This window comes from Acidovorax sp. HMWF018, from assembly GCF_003061035.1.
Classification (GTDB): Bacteria; Pseudomonadota; Gammaproteobacteria; order Burkholderiales; family Burkholderiaceae_C; genus Acidovorax; species Acidovorax delafieldii.
The window spans coordinates 1,230-2,301 of the sequence record NZ_QAIM01000525.1 but is presented as its reverse complement, the minus strand read 5'-3'; the positions used below and the strand labels follow the sequence as shown (position 1 = coordinate 2,301).

Genomic DNA, 1,072 nt, shown 5'->3' with positions numbered 1-1,072 from the left:
GTGCCTGGGTCGTGCTTTCGGAATGCTGTCAGCGGGCTTGGTAGTTACCCGGGGGTGGCCCGCTGGCCCGGGTGGTGTTGTGTCAGCCCGCCGCCGCGCAGGCTGCCACGGCGGTGCCGCTGAGCACCGCACCTTCCAGCGTCGCCGGGTAGGGGCCGTCCACATAGTCGCCGCAGGCCGTCAGCCCCGGCAGCACCTGCATGGCGGGCCGCTGCAGGCCGGGGGTGCACGCAAACGTGGCGCGCTTTTCGACCACGGTCTGCGCGGGGCGCAGGCCGGGCAGGCCCAGCTGCGCGGCAGCCTGCTGCAGCACCTGTTGCTCGATGAGCGCCCGGTCGCCGTCGCTGGCGCTCACCACAAAGGCCAGCAAGCCCTGCTGGCCGTCAAGCTGGCCCCGGTCGAACACGAACTGCGCCGGGTGCTCTGCCGTGTTGCGCAGCGCCAGCATGGGCAGGGGCAGGCGCGCGCCGCTGGCGTGGGCGTATACGGTGGTGATGGACTCAAACCGCAAGGCACTGGCGGTGGCGCTCCAGCGGGCGGCAGCGGCCAGGCCCGCCGTGCTGGCAAGGCCCTCGACCAGGCGCGCGGCCTCCCACGAGGGGCAGGCCAGGGTGATGTGGTCGAAGGAGTCGGCTGCTTCGGCGCCCTGCGCTGTACCGACGGCGCCCACAGCCCCCACCAATTGCCAGCGCCCGCTGGGCAGGGGTACAAGCCGCTGGATGCGTTGGCCGGTGACCACCTGGCCCCCTTGCTGCACCAGCCAGCGCACCGCAGCCTCGGGGAACAGCGCGCCCAGGTCGGTGCGGGGCAGCAAAAGGTTGGAGCCGCCGCGTCCGCTGAACAGGCTGTCCTGCAGCACCCGCAAAAACACCTGGCCGCTGGCCTCGCGTGCGGGGGTGTTGAGTGCCGACACGCACAGCGGGTCGATGAACTCGGCCATCAGCCGGGGCGTGAGCGGGGCACACAGGTCTGCCACCGAGGTGTGGGGCGCGCAGCGAAAGCCGCGCAGCTGCCAGGCGGTGGCCGTGCGCAGTAGGGCGACCTTGTCTTGCCAGCCCCAGCCTTTGGCACG

The 1,072-nt window shown here is 72.2% G+C and carries 1 protein-coding gene; it reads right to left on the bottom strand.

Going from position 1 to position 1,072, the window contains the following annotated elements:
• Positions 1 to 82 precede the first annotated feature (82 nt).
• A partial coding sequence (locus DBR23_RS29430; RefSeq protein ID WP_233250669.1) for an FAD-dependent oxidoreductase occupies positions 83 to 1,072 on the bottom strand: 990 nt, incomplete at its 5' end.